The organism is Ruegeria sp. BI11, assembly GCF_056538005.1.
Map to the genome: position 1 here is coordinate 43,873 of NZ_JBQFSM010000008.1, position 22,000 is coordinate 65,872.

At 53.5% G+C, this 22,000-nt stretch carries 19 protein-coding genes; 9 read left to right on the forward strand and 10 right to left on the reverse strand.

Features of this window, described 5'->3' with window-relative positions:
- Position 1: 1 nt before the first annotated feature.
- From ACR0DT_RS16825 to ACR0DT_RS16855, 7 genes are all read right to left on the reverse strand, one after another.
- Positions 2–1,624 (reverse strand): dihydroxyacetone kinase subunit DhaK, encoded by a 1,623-nt coding sequence (locus ACR0DT_RS16825; RefSeq protein WP_480711864.1) that lies wholly within the window; start codon positions 1,622–1,624, stop codon positions 2–4.
- Positions 1,625–1,635: 11 nt separating this feature from the next.
- Entirely contained in the window at positions 1,636–2,628 is a 993-nt protein-coding gene (locus tag ACR0DT_RS16830) for an ABC transporter ATP-binding protein (protein WP_480711865.1), read from the reverse strand.
- The gene (locus ACR0DT_RS16835) at positions 2,621–3,718 is read right to left on the reverse strand and encodes an ABC transporter ATP-binding protein (protein ID WP_480711866.1); all 1,098 of its coding nucleotides are present in this window, start codon (positions 3,716–3,718) and stop codon (positions 2,621–2,623) included. Before ACR0DT_RS16835 ends, ACR0DT_RS16830 begins: the two co-directional genes overlap by 8 nt.
- Positions 3,719–3,720: 2 nt before the next feature.
- The gene (locus ACR0DT_RS16840; RefSeq protein WP_010442360.1) at positions 3,721–3,909 is read right to left on the reverse strand and encodes a hypothetical protein; all 189 of its coding nucleotides are present in this window, start codon (positions 3,907–3,909) and stop codon (positions 3,721–3,723) included.
- Complete coding sequence (locus tag ACR0DT_RS16845) at positions 3,906–4,844, reverse strand: carbohydrate ABC transporter permease (protein WP_010442361.1); 939 nt, start codon at positions 4,842–4,844, stop codon at positions 3,906–3,908. The genes ACR0DT_RS16840 and ACR0DT_RS16845 overlap by 4 nt, the downstream gene beginning before the upstream one ends.
- A complete protein-coding gene (locus tag ACR0DT_RS16850; RefSeq protein WP_480711867.1) occupies positions 4,841–5,788 on the reverse strand; it encodes a carbohydrate ABC transporter permease in 948 nt (315 codons plus the stop codon). Before ACR0DT_RS16850 ends, ACR0DT_RS16845 begins: the two co-directional genes overlap by 4 nt.
- A 79-nt stretch (positions 5,789–5,867) precedes the next feature.
- Positions 5,868–7,187, reverse strand: coding sequence for an ABC transporter substrate-binding protein (locus ACR0DT_RS16855; RefSeq protein WP_480711868.1), 1,320 nt, complete (start codon positions 7,185–7,187; stop codon positions 5,868–5,870).
- A 387-nt stretch (positions 7,188–7,574) separates the two neighbouring features.
- Between ACR0DT_RS16855 and ACR0DT_RS16860 the strand changes: the two genes are divergently transcribed.
- The 4 genes from ACR0DT_RS16860 (at position 7,575) to ACR0DT_RS16875 (ending at position 12,287) form a co-directional block, all read left to right on the forward strand.
- Positions 7,575–8,354, forward strand: coding sequence for an MOSC domain-containing protein (locus tag ACR0DT_RS16860; protein ID WP_480711869.1), 780 nt, complete (start codon positions 7,575–7,577; stop codon positions 8,352–8,354).
- A 228-nt stretch (positions 8,355–8,582) separates the two neighbouring features.
- Positions 8,583–10,040 (forward strand): xylulokinase, encoded by a 1,458-nt coding sequence (gene xylB, locus ACR0DT_RS16865; protein ID WP_480711870.1) that lies wholly within the window; start codon positions 8,583–8,585, stop codon positions 10,038–10,040.
- Positions 10,037–10,984, forward strand: a complete 948-nt coding sequence (locus ACR0DT_RS16870; protein ID WP_480711871.1) for an aldose epimerase family protein — start codon at positions 10,037–10,039, stop codon at positions 10,982–10,984. The genes xylB and ACR0DT_RS16870 overlap by 4 nt, the downstream gene beginning before the upstream one ends.
- A 1-nt stretch (position 10,985) precedes the next feature.
- The gene (locus ACR0DT_RS16875; protein WP_480711872.1) at positions 10,986–12,287 is read left to right on the forward strand and encodes a cytochrome-c peroxidase; all 1,302 of its coding nucleotides are present in this window, start codon (positions 10,986–10,988) and stop codon (positions 12,285–12,287) included.
- Here ACR0DT_RS16875 and ACR0DT_RS16880 read toward each other — a convergent pair whose 3' ends face one another.
- Both ACR0DT_RS16880 and ACR0DT_RS16885 read right to left on the reverse strand, forming a co-directional pair.
- Positions 12,288–13,799: a CRTAC1 family protein gene (locus tag ACR0DT_RS16880; protein ID WP_480711873.1), complete on the reverse strand. Its 1,512-nt coding sequence runs from the start codon at positions 13,797–13,799 to the stop codon at positions 12,288–12,290.
- Entirely contained in the window at positions 13,789–15,006 is a 1,218-nt protein-coding gene (locus ACR0DT_RS16885; protein WP_480711874.1) for an ROK family protein, read from the reverse strand. Before ACR0DT_RS16885 ends, ACR0DT_RS16880 begins: the two co-directional genes overlap by 11 nt.
- A 151-nt stretch (positions 15,007–15,157) precedes the next feature.
- Between ACR0DT_RS16885 and xylF the strand changes: the two genes are divergently transcribed.
- From xylF to xylA, 4 genes are all read left to right on the forward strand, one after another.
- Complete coding sequence (gene xylF / locus ACR0DT_RS16890; RefSeq protein WP_155150139.1) at positions 15,158–16,177, forward strand: D-xylose ABC transporter substrate-binding protein; 1,020 nt, start codon at positions 15,158–15,160, stop codon at positions 16,175–16,177.
- A gap of 63 nt (positions 16,178–16,240) precedes the next feature.
- Positions 16,241–17,539, forward strand: coding sequence for a sugar ABC transporter permease (locus tag ACR0DT_RS16895; RefSeq protein ID WP_480711875.1), 1,299 nt, complete (start codon positions 16,241–16,243; stop codon positions 17,537–17,539).
- Positions 17,539–18,342 carry an ATP-binding cassette domain-containing protein gene (locus tag ACR0DT_RS16900; RefSeq protein WP_480711876.1) on the forward strand — a complete coding sequence of 268 codons (804 nt, stop codon included), beginning with the start codon at positions 17,539–17,541 and terminating at the stop codon, positions 18,340–18,342. The genes ACR0DT_RS16895 and ACR0DT_RS16900 overlap by 1 nt, the downstream gene beginning before the upstream one ends.
- A 9-nt stretch (positions 18,343–18,351) precedes the next feature.
- Complete coding sequence (xylA, locus tag ACR0DT_RS16905; protein ID WP_480711877.1) at positions 18,352–19,659, forward strand: xylose isomerase; 1,308 nt, start codon at positions 18,352–18,354, stop codon at positions 19,657–19,659.
- A gap of 470 nt (positions 19,660–20,129) precedes the next feature.
- Here xylA and ACR0DT_RS16910 read toward each other — a convergent pair whose 3' ends face one another.
- Entirely contained in the window at positions 20,130–20,747 is a 618-nt protein-coding gene (locus ACR0DT_RS16910; protein WP_480711878.1) for a TetR/AcrR family transcriptional regulator, read from the reverse strand.
- A 101-nt stretch (positions 20,748–20,848) separates the two neighbouring features.
- Between ACR0DT_RS16910 and ACR0DT_RS16915 the strand changes: the two genes are divergently transcribed.
- Positions 20,849–21,997 (forward strand): efflux RND transporter periplasmic adaptor subunit, encoded by a 1,149-nt coding sequence (locus ACR0DT_RS16915; protein ID WP_480711879.1) that lies wholly within the window; start codon positions 20,849–20,851, stop codon positions 21,995–21,997.
- The last annotated feature ends 3 nt before the right edge of the window (positions 21,998–22,000 follow it).

Here is a 22,000-nt window from a genome sequence, read left to right on the forward strand (position 1 = left end):
TTCAGCCCTCAATCTCCCGTGCCAAGCCTTCAAACAACAAAGCAACAGCTTCAGCGCCGGGATCGTTATGTCCAACTAGGTTTTCTTCGGGAACATAGGCCGCGCGGCCCGCCTTCGCACGACGAATATTTGCGGTGTTGTTCGCGCCTTCGCGGGCAGCTTCGGCGGCTTGCGTCAGACCAGATGGTAGTGCGGCAAGTGCTGGTGCCAGGGCGTCAATCATTGTCCTGTCACCGACCTTGGCACCCCCAACCTGGCTGACGCGATTCAGTCCTTCGACCAAAGACTTCGATACCGAAGCCCCGCTCGCACAGGCATCGCCAGCTGCGTTGAAGAAAATTGCGAGTATCACGCCAGAAGAACCACCCATTGTCTGGCTTAACTCATTACCTAATGCCGGAAACAGTTGCGTCAGATCAGCAAGCGGCATGCGGTCAAGGCTACCTTGCAATGCTCTTGCGGCAGTGGCGAGTGTGCTTCCTGTATCGCCATCTCCGGATTTCGCGTCCAGCTCGTTCAGGTTCTTCTCTGCGTTGATGAGGAGGTCGGACAGCCGAAGGATCGTTTCCCTTGTTGCGGGATTGTTCGAAGGAATTGGATCGATAGGGGTCAGGCCATCAGGCAAAGGCGCTATTGTAATCGGGTCGATGGAATTGACGCCGGGCCAAGCCGCCAGGTCAACAGGAGCTTTAAGCGCCGATAAATCGTCTTGATCTACCGGCAGAATGGAAACAGAAAACCCGTGCATATCCAGCGATGTCATCATTGGGGCAGGGCCTATGATGTGATGGGCAATACCAGTTTCGGACAACGCATGCGTGAGGACAGCCATTTCCAGCGGCGTTGTAGAACCCAGGTTATTGACCAACGCCACACAATCCCCGGACCCCACCCGTTGTTTCAGCTTCTCCACAACTGTGGACATGGCCGATACAGCATTTGAGAATTCGACTTGCTGTACACCGGGCTCGCCATGAATACCCAAGCCGAGCTCCGCTTTGCCGGGTGCGATCCGGTCTTCTTTCGGAGACCCCGGAACGGTACAGGTGTCCAGGCTCATACCGATGCTGACGACCTTGGCTATGGTGCATCTTGCTGCGGCGGTGACGGTGTCCAGATCAGCACCACTTTCAGCAAGCGCTCCGCCTATTTTGTGCACGAACAACGTACCTGCCACGCCACGTGGTTGCGGAAGGTCGGGCAGGGCGATGTCATCATCAACAACGACCATCTCTACTTTGCGGCCCAACGCTCGGGCGCGTTCAGCCGCCAGTCCAAAGTTCAATCGATCACCGGTGTAATTTTTGACAATAAGCAGGCACCCAGCCTCACCCGTAACCGCAAGAATGCCCGCCAATACCGCCTCTACCGATGGGGAAGCAAACACTTCCCCACATACCGCTGCTGTCAGCATACCAGCGCCAACAAAACCTGCATGGGCGGGTTCATGGCCAGACCCTCCGCCAGAAACCAGGGCGACTTTCGACTTGTCCCAATCCGACCGGTAAACAACCTTGATATGCGGGTAGCCGTCCAACCGAGTAAGTTGCCCTCCGGAGGAGGCCAGAAGGCCGTCTATGGCCTCTGTCACCAGGGTTTCTTTTGTGTTGAGGAACTGGGCCATGCTTTTGCTCCTTAATTCACTCGCGCGCCGGACGCGTCAAAATACAATGGGTTGTGTGGGCGGATTTTTATAATTTTTCCAGATGGATAGTCCTGATGGACATCAATCAAGGTCACAACCGGGTGACCGTTTAAGTCCAGATGCAACCGCGTTTGATCCCCAAGATGTTCAGCACGTATCACACGCGCTTCACTGCCTTCGCCTTCAATGATGTTTTCCGGGCGCAGGCCAATCTGCGGGCCTTTGTGATCGCCTCCGAACAACTCGGACGGCAAGATGTTGATCCGCGGCAGACCCAACCGGCTGGCTACGTAAACACTGCCCGGGTTTTCATAAATGTCCCGGGGTGTTCCGTACTGCACCAACCGTCCGTTTTCCAAAACCCCGATATGCGTCGCCATTGTCATGGCTTCGACCTGATCATGGGTCACGTACAGCAAAGTCGATCCCAGATCTGCCTGAATTCTCTTCAGTTCTACCCGCAAATCCGCCCGTAGCTTGGCGTCCAGAGAACTGAGCGGTTCGTCCATCAGAAATATCTGGGGGTCGCGCACAAGCGCCCGTCCAATTGAAACGCGCTGCATTTCACCGCCAGACAATTCAGTGGCTTTGTTGTCTAGTTTGCGCGGGATCTGGAGGATCTCAGCGACTTCGTTTACCTTCCTCGTGATCTCATCCTCTGGTGTTTTCAGGATCGGCGACCGCAGAGGGAAAGACAGGTTTTCACGCACCGTCATATGCGGGTAGAGCGAGTATTGCTGGAAGACCATCGCCACATCGCGCTGAGCGGGAGTGTCTATTCCAACGTCACGCCCGGCAATGCGCACTGTTCCTGAATCCAGTTTCTCAAGCCCTGAAATCAATCTCAGTGTCGTTGTTTTTCCCGCACCAGTCGGACCCAACAACACTACGAAAGCCCCGTTCGGGATTGTCATCGAGATACCATCGACCGCTTTTACGTTGCCGAATGACTTCGAGATACTCTCTAAAACGACTTCAGCCATTGCTTAGTACCTCGTCGTTCAGAGCGGACCTCAACGCGCGTCCGGTAGACTCTTCAAACAGGGTTACTGCGGGTGAGCGGAACTCCAATCCTACCGTCTCGCCGGGATTAACGGTTTCGCGTGCATCAATGCGGGCTTTCAGCTCTCCGTTCGGGCTTTGCAGCGTCACGATCTGGGTGGTTCCCAAATATTCTGCGGCCAGGACCTTGGCCCGGTAGGCACTCGTATCTGATAGAAAAACATGCTCGGGGCGAACACCGAAAACCAAGTCACCTTCCGCCCCTTCCATCAGTTTCGGCACGGCTTCGTCATGGCCATTCAGTCGCACCATTTCCGAGCCTGGCGCGACCTTTCCTTGAAAGGGCAGGAAGTTCATCGAAGGAGAACCGATAAAATCTGCAACGAACATCGTAGCTGGTTTGTCGTAGATTTCCTGAGGTGTGCCGAATTGCTCGATCACAGCATTATTCATCACCACGATCTTGTCGCCCATTTGCATGGCTTCCAGCTGATCATGTGTGACGTACACAGTGGTTGCCCCCATGCGATCATGAAGCGCACGTAACTCTTCGGCCATGTGTTCCCGAAACTCAGCATCCAAGGCACCAAGGGGTTCGTCCATCATGAACGCCTTGGGCTCCCGAACAATCGCGCGACCCAGCGCCACGCGCTGCCTGTCGCCGCCTGACAACCCACCTACCGAGCTATCGAGGATGTCCTTGATCCCCAGAATTCCTGCGACTTCCTCGACTTTGGCATTTACGGCGGCGCGGGGCATACCCTGCGATATCAGCGGATAGCTGATATTCTTGCGCACGTTCATGTGCGGATACAGCGCGAACATCTGGAACACGAAGGCAATGTCCCGCTCTGATGGCGGCCGCTGGCTGATTTCTTCACCGTCTAGATAGATTTCGCCCGACGTTGGAAGCTCCAACCCTGCGATCATCCGCAGCGTCGTCGTCTTTCCGCAGCCGGACGGGCCCAGCAGCATGAAAAATTCACCATCCTCAATCGTGAACGAGCTTTCGCGGACAGCCGTGAAATCACCGAACATCTTCTTTACGTTTTTGACTACGATCTGGGCCATTTCTACTCCGGGAAATGGCTGACGATGATGAACATGACGGTTCCGATCAGCGTGACTATGAAAGAGTAAGTGAAAGCCCAAAGGACAAAGGGCTGCATCAGCATAAAGACACCCAGTGCGATAAGGATGGTTGCGACCATCTCCCATGGGCCGCGGCGGAGCCGCATCAATCCGGTTAGAAAATCGCTCATTTGCGTACGGCTCCGAATGTGATCCCACGCAGCAAATGTTTGCGCATCAGGATGGTGAAAATCATGACGGGGATCAGGAAGATCGTTGCGCCAGCGGCAACTGCAGGCCAATCCAGTCCACCAATCCCGATGATGGTTGGAATGAACGGCGGTGCAGTTTGTGCGTTCGCGGATGTCAGCAGCACGGCAAACGCGTACTCGTTCCAGGCGAAGATCAGGCAAAAGATAGCTGTTGAAGCAATGCCTGTAGCAGCTTGCGGCAGCACCACTTTGTAGAATGCCTGAAACCTCGTGTAGCCATCTATGAGGGCCGCTTCTTCATACTCTCTTGGGATTTCGTCGATGAAACCCTTCAGCAGCCAAACCGCCAGGGAGATATTGACCCCTGTATAGAGAAGGATCATTCCAAGATGCGTATCGCTCAACCCAAGGTTCCTGAACATCAGGAAGATTGGGATGGCGACGGCAACCGGGGGCATCATCCTCGTACTAAGAATGAAGAACAGAAGATCGTCCTTGAGTGGGACCTTGAACCTGCTGAACGCATAGGCGGCCAGCGTGCCAAGGAAGATACTTAAAAACGTTGAGCCGAATCCGATAATCACCGAATTCATAAAGCGCTCGCCGAACTTGGATGGCCCCACAATCACCATGTCATATTGGCGCACGATCTCATCGGCCCAGTTCTGCGGTGGGTTCGCTTCCAGAAACTCCTGCGTTTGCCGCGTGCGCGTGGTGAAAAGATTGACGTAGCCTTCAAGCGTGGGGTCAAAGACCACTTTAGGCGGGTAGCTAATCGCGTCGGCGGGCGATTTGAAGCCCGTCAGCAAGATCCAAACCAGTGGGATCATTGTGATCAGCGCATAAGTGATGACCAGAAAACCTGCGATCCACTTGGACCGGTTCGAGGGTTCGGTGACGGAAAAACTGCTCATCTCTGTTTCACCTTGTTCAGGGCTTTGACGTAGATCGACGCAAGGCCGAACACGGTGACGAAAAGGATTATCGCATAGGCTGACGCATAGCCCGTACGCCATTTCTCAAACGCCTCCCGCTTGAGATTGATTGAGGTGAGTTCCGTTACAGAACCGGGGCCTCCGCCGGTTAGCTGAACCACGAGGTCGAACATCTTGAAGTTCTCGATCCCTCGAAACAGCACCGCGAGCATCAGGAACGGCAGCACCATAGGTATGGTAATCGTAAAGAACTGCCGCAGCTTGCTGGCCCTGTCGATCTCCGCCGCCTCGTAGATGTAATCGGGAATGCTGCGCAGACCGGCCAGGCAGATCAACATAACGAAAGGCGTCCACATCCAGGTGTCGACAATGACAATTGCCCATGGGGCCAACGTCACTGATCCCAGCATTTCGAAGCTCGATGGGTCCTTGCCGGTAAACCAGGACACGATGTAGTTAAACAGGCCGATTTGAGGCTGATACAGGAACTTCCAGAAGTTTCCGACAACCGCCGGAGACAGCATCATCGGCAACACGATAATCGTAGTCCAAAGATCGTTGCCCTTGAATTTCTTGTTGATCAGCCACGCCAGCGTGAACCCGATAAGGACCTGGAAAAAGATCGTCCAGAACAGGAAATGCGCCGTCGCCTGCATGTTCAGCCAGGTGTCCGAGTCTGTCAGGATACGCTCGTAATTCCTGAGCCCGACATCTTTGACTTCACGCCCGATCCGGTTGGCCTTGTAGTTGGTAAAGCTCAGTTGGATGGTCCAAATCAACGGAAAGATGTTGATCGCCAGCAATAGAAAAATCGTTGGGGAGATGAATATCCAAGCGATTGCGCGGTCGGATAACCCGCGGATTTTTCGCGCAACTCGCCGGGGCGTTGCCTGCGCAACGCGATCTACAGTCCTGTCAGACATCTCTTTGCCAGTTCTTGTTGGTTTAGGACTCACGGGTGAAGGTGGAGCGGGAGTGCACCCGCTCCGGCCTGTGTCCGGACTACAGCTTGCCTTCGTCTTCGAAGACTTCCGTCCAATCTTCAATCAGAAGATCCAATGCTTCCTGAGCTGTACCTTGGTCAGCAACCACATAGTCGTGAATGCGTTTCTGCATTGCCAGCAGAAGCTCTGCGTAAGCAGGCTCTTGCCAGAAATCCTGCACACCGCCCATTGCCTCCAGGAAGTCACCGGCAAACGGTTGGCTGTCTACGAAACCAGGATCTTCCAGCACCGAGTTATGTGCGGAGTATCCGCCAAGCTCCCACCATTTGGCCTGAACTTCCGGTTGTGCAAACCACTTAATGTACTCAAGTGCGGCGTCCTGTTTGTCAGAGTAGCTGACGACAGAAATACCTTGTCCGCCGAGTGTCGAGCCTGGCTGATTTTGTGGTGGGTTCACGAAGAAGTCGATCTTGTCGCCGCCGGTATTGGGATCGGCATATAGACCAGGGAAGAACGCAAACCAGTTCATAGCCATAGCGACCTGACCGGACTTAAATGCATCCAAGCTCTCACCCATGTAGGAGTTGGTATATCCAGGAGGCGTCGCGGTTTTGTAGAATTCTTTATAGAACTCCAGAGCCTCAACCGCTTCCGGTGAGTTTACGGCGCCTTCCATATCATATGAACCCGGGGTGTTTTCGTATTTGAAACCCCATGGATACAGCGCTCCGGTCACACCCATGGTGATCCCTTCCGAGCCGCGCTCGGTAAAGATTGCTGCCCCATAGACAGTCTTGCCGTCGATCTCACGACCCTGGAAGAACTGCGCGATCTGCAACAACTCTTTCTGAGACTTCGGTTCACGTAGGTCCTGACCAGTCGCCTCTTTGTATGCAGCTTGAATTTCGGGGTTTTCGAACCAATCCTTGCGATAGAACCAGCCATTCGCATCGCCCATCGCAGGCAGCGCGTAGTAATTTGGTGTACCCTTAGGCCAAGTCGAATAAGCGTAGACCGTGGCCGGCGCGAAATCGTCCATGCTGATGCCTTCAGCATCGAAGAAGTCGTTCAGCTGGACATAGTGGCCGTTTTCGGCGCCACCGCCGATCCATTGGCTGTCACCAATCAGCAGGTCGCAGAGCTTACCCCCAGAGTTCAGTTCATTCAGCATCCGGTCCGCAAAATTTGGCCAGGGAACAAATTCGAAGTTCATCGAGTGGCCGGATTCTGCTTCGAATTCTTTTGATAGCTCAACTAGCGCGTTGGCCGGGTCCCATGCAGCCCAACAGAGTGTCAGATCTTCAGCATTTGCCTTGGTAGAAAGAGTAGTAGCGGCAAAGACTATTGCGCTGGCCGAGGCCAGTTTTGTGTAAGTCATCCATTCCTCCCTTTTTTGCGCCGTCAATCGAGGATGTGCGAATCGCGGCATACATCCAAGGCTATTTGAGGTACGCACCTCAAGTCTAGATATTTTTGAGGTTCGTACCTCAAGAGTCTGAGTGAGATCGCCAATTTTGTCTCTTAGTTATTGATTCTTAGAGAAATTGCTCTTTGAACTTGATGTGCATGTATTTTCGGCAGCGAGGTATTAAATGGTCATATCGACTTAAATGGGCGCAGCCGTCATGCGGCCGACAGGTTCAGCGAACCAGCTTCTGAAGCGCTCAAAAACTATTTGCTCGATACCTTTGAGATTTCGAGATAGCGTCAAACAGCGCGGACAATTCGGGACCGTGCATAGTTCTTTTTGGTCGGGTGCAAACGTATGAACAATCTCTCCATCGTCCGATTGAACCGCTACCCTATAAAAGGCTTGAGTTCCGAGCCTATGAGAACTGTGACGCTGCGAGCAGGAGAGGGCATTCCAGGCGATCGCCTGTTCGGATTTGCTCGCTACAACTCCGGTTTCGACATGCAGAACCCAATGCCACTGCCGAAAGATCGATTTGTCGTTTTGTTGAACGAGGCTGCACTGGCAGGCATTCAGACCGGTTTTGAAATTGAGTCCCAGGCACTTGAGATCAATGCGAACGGAAAGACACGACGCTTTGATATGCGAGAGTCTGAAGATCGGGAGAAGGCGGCTGAGTTCCTTACTTCAGAGATCGATTTAAAAGATCCAGAGCTGCCAAAGTTTGTCTCCTCTGCTCCTCATAGGTTTACAGATGTATCTGTCGTATCACCGCAAATGATGAACGCGATATCCGTTTTGAATCTGGCCTCTGTGAAAAAGTTAGGCGAACAACTGAACGCAGAAATCCACCCGGCGCGCTTCCGAGCGAATATTGAGATAGACGGTCTACCTTCGTTTGCTGAGCTGGATGCAGTTGGATCAGTTTTAAGATTTGGCGATGTCGAGTTGAAGATACTCTCACGTACGAAAAGGTGTGCGGCAACTGAAGTGAACCCGAAAACGGCCGAGCGCGACTTGAAAATACCCTACCTTATTCGGAAATTGATGGGCCATATGGATATGGGCGTCTATGTCGAAGTGGTTAATGGTGGAACGCTAACGGTCGGTCAAACTGGGGAAATACTCGCCTAATCCTTGCCTCCCGCCAAAGTAGCTTTTCTAAGAGGTTTAAGCCATGTTCGGTCAGACGATTAAACTCAACTCTTGCTCTGTTTTTTTGGGCGTTCGGGGCATCGAAGGGCGTCGCGTTCGTGCTTTCTGATCTGGATACGACTGAAGCGCACTCCTTTGACGGAGCCTTGACAAGATCTCTGTTTCAAATAATTTTATTCATTAAAATATTTAGGCAGGTGGTGCTCAATGTATCTGGGCTTAGATTTGGGAACGTCAGGTCTCCGCGGGATTCTGGTAGATGACACAGGACACGTTGTCGGTGATGCCGAAGTCAGCATTTCCACCTCGACGCCCAAGCCTGGTTGGTCTGAGCAGGATCCTTTGGATTGGACCAACGCTTGCGAAGAGGTTGTTGGGAAGCTTCGCATTGGCAACCAGCAAGCATTCTCAGAATTGCGAGGTATCGGCCTAAGCGGACACATGCACGGCGCTACACTACTGGATCATGATGGCGAAATATTGAGGCCCTGTATTCTTTGGAACGATACTCGGTCAGCCGACGAAGCACGGACACTAGATCAAACATCAGAGATGCGCGCGATATCGGGAAACATCGTATTCCCGGGGTTTACGGCGCCGAAACTCGAATGGCTGCGTGCGAATGAGCCGGATGTGTTCTCAAAGGTGGGCAAGGTATTGCTGCCGAAGGATTATTTGCGGTTTTGGCTGACTGGCGAATATGTTTCAGACATGTCTGACAGCGCAGGAACATCTTGGCTGGACGTTGACACTCGGCAGTGGTCAGAAAAGGCACTAGCCATAGGTCACATGCGTGTCGAGCAGATGCCGCACTTGGTCGAAGGCAATGATCCGGGTGGAGAGTTGAAGGCCCGTTTGAGACAGGATTGGGGGCTTTCGAATCCGGTTGTCGTGGCTGGAGGTGCTGGTGACAATGCTGCCGCTGCCTGCGGGATCGGGAGCATCAACGACGGCACCGGTTTTGTCTCACTCGGAACGTCTGGCGTGTTGCTTGTAGCGCGGGAAGCCTATGCTCCTGATCCGGAAACAGCCGTGCACTGTTTTTGTCATGCGGTTCCTGATCGGTGGATACAAATGGGTGTCATGCTTTCAGCAACGAACAGCATGAACTGGCTTGCTCGCAATCTGGGCGAACCCGTGGAAAGACTCGCTTCAGCTATGCCTGAAAGACTGAACGGACCTACAGCGATCACCTTCCTACCATATCTGTCAGGAGAACGGACGCCGCATAACAATAGCCATATTCGAGGCGCGTTTTTGGGCGTGGACATCTCGTCGGAACCCGCTGAGTTGACCCAGTCCGTAATGGAGGGTGTTTCCTTTGGAATGAGAGATTGCCTGGAAGCACTGAAGAGCACCGGAACCCAGCCAAATAGCCTTATGGCAGTTGGGGGAGGTGCGCGATCTCAGTTCTGGCTGGAAACCTTGGCTACTGTTTTGCAAGTTCCGCTGGAATTGCCAAAAGGCAGCGAATTCGGTGCCGCAATGGGCGCTGCGCGACTCGCGATATGTGCTGCCAACGACGCTGAACCGGCGCAAGTCATGACGCCGCCGGAAATTCAGGAACGCATCGAACCACGCGGCGATCTGATTGACGCCTACGAAAACGAATACCGGAGATACAAGCAATTCTATCAGGCGCTTGCGCCGCTGGCAGTAAGATGAAACCAGAAACGGGTAAAGCCTCTGGGATCGAAGCTGCTATTATCACGGATGGGAATATGCGTGTTTCAGTCCTGAACTATGGGGCTATCACGCAGGGGTGGTGGTACAAGGACGTCCCGCTCATCCTTGGGTTCGAGGACCCGAATGAGTATCTCACCGATACGCGTTACCTGGGCGCAATTGTTGGGCGCGTTGCCAACCGGATCAGCGGCGCGAAGTTCGACTTGGATGGCACCAGTTTTGAATTGAACGCCAACAAGGGCAAAAACACCCTGCATGGCGGCGACGATGGGCTGTCTAAACAGTTTTGGGAACTCGAACAGATTGCACAGAACGAGGTTTTGCTGAGCTACGTTTCTCACGACGGAGAGGGAGGCTTCCCGGGGAATATCAGGTTCGAGGTCAGAATCTGCCTACAGGGTCCACGCTTGGCATATTCAATAACTGCACAGCCTGATCGACCCACGCCGATAAGCATTGCGCAACATAACTACTACACTTTGGGTGCTGCAGAAGGCGTAGATGAGCATAAACTGAAACTCGCTTCAAATTGGTATCTGGAAATCGACGATCAGGGTGTTCCGTCGGGCAGAGTGCTTGCGACCAACGAAAACGGGCTAGATTTTTCAACGCCCACTACGATTGGAAGTGCTTCCGAAGGGATCGATCACTTTTTTTGCTTTGATCATGATCGCGACCCAAAAGCTCCGGTGGCGGAACTCACTTCACCCTCTGGGATTGCGTTGACAGTCTACTCTGACCAACCCGGAGCGCAGGTTTATTCGGGCTATAAGCTGACAAAACCGCGTCGCGCTTCGCGTGGTGTGTGCACTGAGCCATCGGGTTATCCAAACGCACCGAATATCTCGTCATTTCCCTCAATCATCTATACTCCGGAGAAGCCGTATCGGCAGGAACTTATTCTAGAAGTTTCTGAGGAATGACATGAGAGCATTTTCGCTATTTTTGGCTTTTGGGTTGGTGATCTCAGTGGAGGACGGCGTGCGTGCCCAATCGCTTGGTCCTTTGCCGGAGTTCCTCGATCCTGACTTTGCAAGCGCTGAGCTGGGGCGTTTACTTTTCTATGACCCGATCTTGTCTGGCAACAAGAATATCAGCTGCGCGACTTGTCATCATCCCAGGCTAGGCACGTCCGACGGTGTTTCCCTTGGTATAGGGGAAGGGGGAATTGGGTTGGGGCCAGAGCGGAAATTGGGCCCAGAGAATACCCCGGAGCAACGTATTCCTCGAAACTCACCAGGGCTTTGGAACCTCGGAGCCACTGAGTTCACGACGTTTTTCCACGATGGGCGACTAGAGGCAGACCCAACGCAACCTGATGGTATCAGAACCCCGTTGGGTACTCATATGCGTTCTGGTTTCAATTCAGCGCTGGCCGCACAGGCCATGTTCCCGGTTTTGTCGCCTGACGAAATGGCGGGTCACTATTCTGAGAATGACGTGAGCAAAGCGGTTCGTCTCGGATTTCTGACACAGCAAGGCGGTGCGTGGGATCTGATTGCAGAACGTGTTGCGGCCATTCCAGAGTACGAGCAGAGGTTTGAGGACTTAGCACCGGATGATGGAGTTACGTTCACGGCAATTGCCAACGTAATCGCGGACTTTATCGCGTTCGAGTGGCGCGCGGATAACAGCCTCTTCGATCGCGCGATGCGAGGTGAGGCTGAATTGCCAGAAGAGGCCGAAATTGGCATGGGCCTGTTCTACGGAAAAGCTGGCTGCAGCAACTGCCATTCAGGCTGGTTCCAGACCGATCACAAGTTTCATTCGATTGCACTGCCGCAGATCGGTCCGGGAAAGGCGGCGCGATTTGAAAACCATGTCAGGGACGATGGGCGCCTTCGCGTGACCGGCGACGTCGAAGACGGGTTTGCTTTTCGTACGCCATCACTGCGCAACGTTACCCTGACTGCGCCATACGGACACAACGGAGCCTATGCTGAACTTGAGGATATACTACGCCATCATCTGGACCCGGTGGCGTCCTTGCGGAACTACTCGATCGAGATGGCCACCTTGCCGGACTTCCCCGGCTCTGACGACGAAAAGGCAATGTCGGATTATCAGCACCTGGGTGCGATTGCCCAAAGCAACGGCTTGTCGAAAATAAGCCTGACGGATCAGGAAATCGACGCTCTTCTCAGATTTCTGGCAAGCCTTGAAGACCCGGCAGAGCGGCTAGGTGTGCCCGACCAAGTTCCAAGCGGGTTACCGGTCGACAAGTAATCAGCGGTAAAGACGTATGATTTGGTTGGGCTGATAGTCTAACCACTCGCCTTTCGATCCATCCGGCCAGATCATACGAACCTGCACCTGGTCCTCACTCCCAAGCCCAAAATGCTGAAACCCAGCGATACCGGCAGCGTGACCGCCGCCGATTGTGAGCTCGCGGGTCTGAACACCCAGCGAGGTTTTGACTTCAATAAATCCACCAATTGCTGATTGATTGGATTGATCTTGAGTGACATCAATCAATAGCCAGTTGCCACCCTGAGAAGAGTTCTGGCTGACTTCGAGCTCAGAACCTCGGTTGACGACAACAAGATCCAGCTGACCGTCATTGTTTAGGTCGGCAAGGGCAGCGCCGCGTGATTTAGCCATCGAAGCAACGCCGGCGTCTGCTGCAGCTTCAATAAACTGACCGTCGGAGTTCTGTAGTAGTAGGTTATTGGGGTCGTTCAGAGCCGCATCGGGCATCTGTTCTACGTTTCCCTTGGCCACGAATATATCGTCCCGGCCGTCGTTGTTGACATCGCCAAACTGTGCGTGCCACCCGGTGGATGGCCTTCCGTCTCCACCGATATGCGGTCTATGAGCGGTCGTACCCTTTTCGTAAGTTGCATCGCGCCAGGTCGGGCCGTTTGTCACTGGGTCAAAAATCTGGAGTTTCTGGTCACCCATCGAGGTCAGATAAACTTCGGGAAATCCATCTCCTGTAAGGTCGCGAGAGGCGATCCCCATTCCCCAGATTGAAAATGGAAGCCAGCCTTCGCCTTCTGAGTATTGCCAAGGCTCGGGCTCCATCGCCCATAACTGCTCGTGACCGCCGCGAACATAGTAGTGACGGTCGTTACTGACGCGAAGATCAGCGCGGCCAGTTCGGGCCCAGTCCGAAAACAAAATAGAAAGCGAGCAGTAGCCGGGCTCAAGATGCAGTGGCTCGTGATACAAGTCGCCTTCTGGGCGGTACAAAAGGGTTGGTCCGCAGGATTCAAAAGGACCTTCGGGATCAAACCGGTCAACATAGGTGCCAAACGCTAAGGTCGGTAGAGCTTGCCCGCTTTCCCATGTTGCCGAGAAACCTGTGGTCCAGTGATCCTCGGACTGAAACCCGAGGTCAGTGAAAGGGCTGAATTGGCAGTCGGTATTGCCCCGAAGAAGCAGGTCTGGGCCAACACGCAAAATCGCCAGATCCAATATGCCGTCGCTATCAACGTCGAGAGGGTAGGCCCCGGTCACACTGGCCAGCGAAAGATCTTCAGGCGTCTTTGCCTGAAATGCTATCTGTTCCTTTGAGTGATTTATTAACAATTGAGACCGGTTGGATCCGCCAGCCAAAAAGAGTTCTGGCAGCGAGTCCCCATTGCAATCGAAAACGGCCACACCGCCGCCGACAAAATGCTCCCACCCGCCATCATAGACATGTTTTGGTACATCCACATTTGTAAACTGGGGAATAACAGTGTCCGCATTCGCAACTGTGGCCAAAGTCGCAAATATCGCAAACTCAAGACGCATTCGACGTTAGCTCCTTGACCTTGAGAATTGAGATTTGTTCAATTCCATAGGCTGCCGCCCCCTTGGCCCACATCATGTCACCCCAGTGATGAACTTTGATCTGGGGCAAAGGTGCATCGACATTCACAACGCCGTTTTGAATGCGGGTCATAACTTCGTTGGAACACAAATGCTCAAAGCTCATTTGTGCCCCCGAGACGATAATGCACTCTGGGTCATACAAGTTGATCAGGTTGGAAATCCCGAGGCCAAACATCTGACCTGCGCGGGCAAGCACAGATGAAGCTCTGTCGTCACCTGAGTTGGCGCGGTCATGTATGTCGGAAACGGATTCCATGTCGTTGGTATGACCGGTGACTGTCATCTCGCGGATCAAAGCATAGTCGCCCACATAGGCTTCTAGACATCCGCGTTGACCGCATTGGCAAAGGGCTCCGTCAAGTTGAACTTTGGTGTGCCCAAACTCAGCGCCGCAGCCTCGTTCTCCACGGTATAATTTGCCATCCAATACGATGCCAAGGCCAACACCGTGTTCGATCGTAACAACGAGGAAGTTCTTTAAACCCTTACCCAAGCCAAAAAGCTGTTCGGCCTTGGCGACAAGATTGGCGTCGTTATCGACGAATGCGGGGCAGGGCAGCTCATTTGAAAGAAAGTCGCTGAAATCAATATTTCTCTCAGTAATCGAGGATGACCAGTGGACAAAATTCTTGTTTGCATCGACCAGTCCAGCCACCCCGATAGAAACACCTGCCAAATGAGCGACAGAACGATCGATCTGTTTGCAGGTTTCTTCAAGAGCTTCGCGGATCGCCGATACAAATTCTTGCGGCGGCATTCTGGCGTGATCCAGCGCATATTTATGGGATGCGACTTCGTTACCTTCAAAGTCGACCAAGATAACTGAGATTACTTGCCGAGCCACTTTTAGACCGGCCACAAGGTGCATCTGGCCGTCCAATTGCAGCAATACTCTGGGTCTGCCTCTCTTCCCCGACTTGGACTGTGCCTGGCTTTCAGTCTCCTTCACTAGCCCGGCTGAGATGAGATCAGCCGTGGCTGCGGTGACGGTCGCAGGACTGGTTTGCAAGGCGGATGCAATATCGATCCGCGAAACGGATCCCTTTGCTCTGATGTGCTCCAATACCCGCAGGCGGGTCGTATTTCTTTGTTCCAAAGAAACCGGAGAGGCTTTGCTTTTCAGCATCTTGTCCTCGCGAATCTTGCTGTTGGCCCAATCTATTTGAATTTGAGTGCCTCTTGTAGAGTAAATATTTTACCCACTGAAATAAATATGGTATTCAAATCTGTGAGAGCCGCGAATCGAAATGCGATGGCTCGGCAAATGGGAGGAAATCATGAAGAGAATTCTCAGCTTTTCGGCTGTGGCCACTTTGTTGGCTTCGACCGCATTCGCAGAGCCAGTGGTCGGCGTAAGCTGGTCGAACTTTCAGGAAGAGCGTTGGAAAACGGATGAGGCGGCAATTAAATCGGCGCTTGAAGCAGGCGGTGCCGAGTACATTTCGGCAGACGCGCAATCGTCCTCCGCAAAGCAGCTATCGGACATTGAAAGCCTGATCGCCCAGGGCGTAGACGCGCTTATCATTCTGGCGCAGGACGCGCAGGCCATCGGGCCAGCGGTTCAGGCCGCGGCGGACGAAGGTATCCCTGTGATTGCCTATGACCGCCTGATTGAGGACGACCGTGCGTTCTATCTGACCTTCGACAACGTGGAAGTTGGCAGAATGCAGGCCCGGGCTGTTTTTGAGGCCATGCCTAAAGGTAATTACGTGATGATCAAAGGCTCTCCTACTGATCCGAACGCTGATTTTTTGCGGGGTGGTCAGCAAGAGATTATCGGAGCAGCCGTCGACAGCGGTGACATCGTAATCGTTGGCGAAGCCTATACGGATGGTTGGCTACCCGCGAACGCGCAGCGGAACATGGAACAAATCCTAACCGCGAACGAGAACAACGTGGATGCAGTCGTTGCGTCGAATGACGGTACTGCAGGTGGTGTTGTTGCTGCGCTGACGGCACAGGGCATGGAAGGCATTCCGGTTTCCGGTCAGGACGGCGACCACGCAGCGTTGAACCGAGTTGCACTGGGAACGCAGACAGTTTCGGTTTGGAAGGATGCTCGCGAACTTGGAAAGGCCGCTGGCGAAATCGCTGTTGCGTTGAGCGGTGGAACAAGCCCTGCTGATGTCGAAGGCGCTGTGAGCTGGACGTCACCGGGTGGAACCGAGATGAACTCGGTTTTCCTCGCGCCTGTTCCAATCACTAAGGACAACTTGTCCGTGGTTGTTGATGCCGGATGGATCCCGTTGGAAGATCTTTGCCAAGGCGTTGAAAACGGACCTGCCCCTTGTAACTAAACCACTCAGCCCTGGGCCTCTTAGTCTGGGCCTGGGGCAAATGCTGAATATGAAAGATCGGAAATGACCGAAACTTCGTCTCAGCCGGTACCTGAAAAAGCAAAACCCAACCTGTTCCAGCAACTGGAACTGGATATGCGGCTTTTGGGAATGATCGGCGCGTTTGTCATCCTGTGCATCGGATTCAACATCTTCACAGATGGAAGGTTCCTGACGCCGCGCAATCTATTTAACCTGTCCATCCAGACAGTTTCGGTTGCCATCATGGCATGTGGGATGGTGTTCATTATCGTCACGCGGCACATCGACTTGTCGGTTGGCGCACTATTGGCAACAACCTCGGCTGTGATGGCAATGACGCAAACCGAGCTTTTGCCGCAGGTGCTTGGGATGGGTTTGAACAATCCTGCAACTTGGGCGATCACCATTGTCGTTGGGCTGTTTGCCGGCACGCTGATTGGTGCATTTCACGGCTGGATGGTCGGTTATCTGACGATACCAGCCTTCATCGTCACCCTTGGTGGATTTCTGGTTTGGCGAAACGTGGCGTGGTATTTGACCAGCGGCCAGACGATTGGTCCTCTGGATAGTACATTCCTGATGTTTGGCGGGACCAACGGGACATTGGGAACGACGACAAGCTGGCTGTTTGGATTGTTCGCGACTGCGATTGCCATCTGGGCTTTGTGGAGTAGCCGACGCGCAAAAGCGGCACATGGCTTCCCTGTGAAACCTGTTTGGGCCGAGGCCACTCTGGCCGGGATAATCGCAATTGCCATCCTTGGGTACGTTTACATCGTAAACAGTTACGCAATTCCGACGCGCCGGCTGCAACGCATGTTCGAAGCGCGCGGAGAGACAATGCCAGAGGGGCTGGTCGTCGGATACGGGATACCGATTTCTGTCCTCATTCTGATCATCGTGGCGGTCACGCTGACAATCGTGGCGCGGAAAACCAAGTTCGGCCGATACATCTTTGCCACTGGCGGCAACCCGGATGCGGCAGAGCTTTCGGGTATCAACACTCGGCTGCTGACCGTGAAAATCTTTGCTTTGATGGGTTTCTTGTGCGCCGTGTCCGCGGTGGTCGCCTCGGCCCGCCTGGCAAACCATTCGAACGACATTGGCACGCTGGACGAACTACGGGTTATTGCCGCCGCTGTTATCGGTGGGACCGCGTTGTCCGGGGGTATCGGAACAATTTATGGCGCGATCCTTGGTGCATTGATCATGCAGGCGCTGCAATCGGGCATGGCAATGGTTGGCGTAGACGCGCCGTTTCAGAACATCGTCGTCGGCAGCGTCCTCGTGTTGGCCGTCTATATCGACATCGTTTACCGCAAGCGACTGGGGGCCAAGTGATGCAAGCTCAGGATACTCAGAAAAAACCTTCTGGCACTGGGCGCGGTTCAGGCGCGCCGCCATTGGTCGAGATGCGCGACATCTCGATTTCCTTCGGTGGGATCAAGGCCGTTGACCATGTGTCGGTCGATCTTTATCCAGGTGAAGTCGTTGGCCTGCTTGGCCACAACGGGGCCGGAAAATCCACGTTGATCAAGGTTTTGTCCGGCGCCTATCAGATGGATCACGGTGAGATCCTGATTGATGGCAAGCCAGTCGAGATTGGCAATCCCCGTGACGCCCGGGCGAATAACATCGAAACGATATATCAGACGCTCGCCTTGGCCGACAATCTAGACGCGACATCGAACCTGTTCCTAGGGCGCGAGATGACGACGCCTTTTGGTTTGGTCAACGACGCAGCCATGGAGGCCGAGTGCCGAAAGATCATGGCTCAGCTCAACCCGAACTTTCAGAAGTTCAATGACCCGGTCTCTGCCTTGTCCGGGGGGCAAAGACAGTCTGTGGCGATCGCTCGGGCTGTCTACTTCAACGCACGTATTCTGATCATGGATGAGCCGACAGCAGCGCTCGGGCCGCATGAAACTCAGATGGTGGCCGATCTGATCCACCAGCTGAAGGCGCAAGGCATCGGGATATTTCTGATCGATCACGACGTGCATGCCGTCATGGAACTGTGCGACCGCGCCTCGGTCATGAAGAACGGAAAACTGGTTGGGACGGTCGATATCGAAGACGTAACTGATGACGATCTTTTGTCGATGATCATTCTCGGCAAGCAGCCAGCACAAAAAGCAGAGTAGGGGGCAGAAATGCCAAGTGGATTTTTTGAAGGGATCGAGAAGGTCCAGTTTGAAGGCGTGGATAGCAAGAATCCGTTGGCCTTTCGTCACTACGACCCGGATGAAATCATCATGGGCAAGCGTATGGAGGACCATCTGCGGTTTGCTGTGGCCTGGTGGCATTCATTCGCGTGGGAGGGCGGAGACCCCTTTGGTGGACCTACGTTCGAACGCCCATGGTATCCTCAGGACGATATGGGTCGGGCCCGCCAGAAGGCAGATATTGCATTCGAATTGTTTGAGCTTTTGGGGCAGCCATTCTTTTGCTGGCACGACGCTGATATCCGGCCTGAACAGGGAAATTTTGCCGATAACCTGCGCACATTGGAAGAAATCACCGATTATATCGGTGAAAAGATGCAAGTTTCTGGCACCAAACTGCTTTGGGGTACGGCCAATATGTTCAGTCATCGTCGCTGGATGTCTGGCGCCAGTACCAATCCTGATCCCGACGTTTTTGCGTTCGCTGCAGCGACAGTGAAATCCTGTATGGATGCAACTCACAAACTAGGCGGTGAAAACTATGTTCTGTGGGGTGGTCGTGAGGGCTACGAAACCCTTCTGAACACGGACCTGAAAACTGAATTGGACCACATGGGCCGTTTTCTGAACATGGTCGTAGAGTACAAACATAAGATCGGGTTCAAAGGCACCATTCTTGTGGAGCCGAAACCTCAGGAGCCTTCCAAGCACCAATACGACTATGACGCAGCTACTTGCATCGGTTTTCTCAGGAAGTATGGGTTGGAGAACGAAGTGAAACTAAATCTCGAGCAGGGCCACGCGATCCTTGCCGGGCATAGCTTTGAGCATGAAATTGCGGTTGCGGCTGCTGAAGGGATGCTGGGTTCGATTGATATGAACCGCAACGACTACCAATCCGGATGGGATACAGACCAGTTCCCGAACAATACACCGGAAGTTGCCCTAGCTTACTATTACATCCTGAAAGCTGGTGGTTTTACCACCGGCGGCACAAATTTCGACGCCAAAATTCGCCGGCAATCGATTGACGCTGTCGATCTGGCGGCGGCTCATATCGGCGGAATGGACATATGCGCACGTGGTTTGAAAGCAGCGGCGGCAATGATTGAAGATGGAGGTTTGGAAAACGCGCTTTCGCAACGCTACTCCGGTTGGAAGTCTCCCAAAGCGGAGTCCATGTTAGGCAGTAGCCTGGATGAAATTTCCGCTCGCGTTCTAAGTGAAGGAATAAACCCAGAGCCGCAATCTGGACGCCAGGAAATACTAGAGAATTATGTGAACAGATTTGTCTAACTGCCAAACTTGGGTGTTTTCCACTGCTGTCAAAAGTCATGCCAAGCCGTCTTTGGTTCTGAAGGCACGAATGGAGGTTTTGTTCATAACCCGTCCATATAGGCAAAACCCCTCCTTATTATGGTCGAATGGCCGCAATTCGTTTTGGGTCACAAATGCTTGACGTTTGGGTCGCAAATGAGTGACGTAAATGACCGATTTATTGAAGTTTTGGCTGTCGGTTGAGTCAAATATCAGTGACGTTTCACAGTTAAAACTTTACATAAAAACAACGGTTTACCGAGTTTTTTTGTGCAGGCATTTGCGACCCGAGCATTTGTGTTCCCGAAACGTCCACGGACAGCATACGTTTTTTGTCGGCTTCCTTAGTGCATCTCTCAGCTTCTTCTAGCGATTCATGGCCGGACCATGTCATCAGTTGGTGGGCTTAGCAGACTTCTATGAGTTCTAAGTCGACAGCAACACAAGTACTATTGACGGGCCAGCAGTGAGCTCAGAATAAAATCTTCCAAGCTTCCGATGATTTTGTTCATGGGCAATTCTGACAAAACGCTGCGATACGCACTGCCTTCCAGAACCTCTATCACCAATTGCGAAGCCTGCAGAGGATCCGGAACATCGCGCAGGTCTCCTGCATCTACTCCACGCTTCACAACTTGTTCAAGCGCCTCGGTTAGTCTTGCTCGGTTTTCGACGAACAGTTGCGCGATGTCCGGTTGACGAACGGCTTCGCTCGAAATCTCCAACGTGAGAATTACGTTTTCCGGTGCAGCTAGGTATTTGGCATAAGCCTTGATGAACTTTTTCAACGCTTTGGGCGCGGGCGCATTTGCGTTCAATATTTTCAGGAACGGCTCCATCTCGCGGCGCTCGAGCATTGCGATTTCCACAAGTACATCATGTTTGCCGCGAAAATGGTTGTAGAGGTTTCCAAGGCTGACGCCCGCCCGCGCTGCAATATCGCGGACACCTGTTTGATGATAGCCACGCTCAAGAAAACATATAACTGCGGCCTCCAAAATCTGGTTGCGCCGCTTGGCTGTTGTCTTTTCCCGGATTGAACCCGGCTTTTGGGCGTCTTTGGTCATTTTTCGCATTTTTTATTGAACGAACGATCGTTCATATTATATGAGATTTTACCGCACACCACAAGGCGCAATGGATTCGGCGGATCAGGAAAAACAGGAAAATGACGGACAAAACCTTGGAAACGCAGCAAAGACCAACCCGGCGATGGCTGTGGATCGGACTATCGCTGGCGCTTTTTGTCGCCATCGTCATCCTGTTGTTTGGCGCAGTAGATACAATCGATGTTCAGGCGACAAGGACCTCGCCCCTGCCGCCGACCGTATCTGTTGTAACTGTTGCTTCAGAAACAGTGCAGGCGCGGGTTTCGGCCTTTGCCGAAGTTCGCCCCCGGTGGGATGCCGAGCTGCGATCGGCCGTGTCCGGGCGCATTACCGCAGTGCACCCCGCCGCTTTGGCCGGGGCACAGGTGGAAAGGGGCGACCCCTTGTTTTCAATCGAAAATGCGCCTTACCTAAGTGCCGTTTCCGCGGCTGAACTGGAGCTTGAGCAGGCTGAGCTGGAATTGCTGCGTGCTCAAAACAACGTCACCGTGGCGCAGCGACAGTTTGAGCGGGACGAAAAAGAACCGCCAAATGAATTGGCTGTGAACCTGCCGCAATTGCGCATTGCCGAAAAAACCGTCGCGGCGGCGCAGGCACGCCTGAACGCGGCGCGAAATGAGCTGAAAGACGCGGAAGTTGTTGCTCCGTTTTCGGGCTTTGTCACCCATCGCTTTGCCAGCCTTGGCCAGACGGTCAACCCGGGCGATGCCCTGATACACCTTTCGGACGACCGGCAATTCGAACTGGTTGCTGAATTCAGCCAGGCGGATAGGGCGCTTTTGGATCACCCGATCTCTGGCGCCACCGCTGACCTGACACAGCGCTCGGGTGGCGCCTTGGGGCAGGCACAAGTGCGGCGTGGAGGCGGGTTTCTGGATCGAAACACCCGGCAGGTGCGCGTCTTTTTGGACGTCACAAATCCCGATGAAGGCATTCTTGCCGGAGATTTCCTACAAGTTCATATTCCCGGCCGCCGAATTGCAGACACCGTAACCCTGCCGGAAAGCGCCCTGACCCGTGCGGGGTACATTTGGTTGGTGGATGATGAGGAGCATTTGCAAAGGCTCAGCCCGAACATTCTGTTCCGCAGCGAAGGTACAGTTACAATCTTAGCCCCCGATGGAACCGGTCCGTGGCGCGTGGCCAGAACACCTCTGGCTTCGTTTCTGCCGGGTCAGCACGTGACACCGCAATCGGATGAGGGCTGAGCT